Origin of the sequence: Paraburkholderia xenovorans (genome assembly GCF_046030735.1) — a bacterium.
Taxonomy (GTDB): domain Bacteria; phylum Pseudomonadota; class Gammaproteobacteria; order Burkholderiales; family Burkholderiaceae; genus Paraburkholderia; species Paraburkholderia xenovorans_A.
Genome location: NZ_JAQQBV010000134.1, coordinates 1 through 241 on the forward strand (window position 1 = coordinate 1; position 241 = coordinate 241).

The window sequence follows — 241 nt, forward strand, 5'->3', positions numbered from 1 at the left end:
AGCATCGATCCGCATTCCGCACGTGTCGAATCCGAAGGGCCGTCGTATCGAAACGCGTTTCCCGGATCCGATGGCGAATCCGTACCTGTGCTTCTCCGCGCTGATGATGGCGGGTCTGGACGGAGTGCAGAACAAGATTCACCCGGGCGAAGCGGCCGACAAGAACCTGTACGACCTGCCGCCGGAAGAGGATGCAAAGATCCCGACCGTGTGTGCCGGACTCGACCAGGCGCTCGACGCG

1 pseudogene is annotated in these 241 nt (G+C 62.2%); it reads left to right on the forward strand.

Annotated features, from left to right (window positions below):
• Positions 1–241 (forward strand): annotated as a pseudogene (gene glnA / locus PQQ51_RS34440) (glutamine synthetase); the annotation flags it as partial.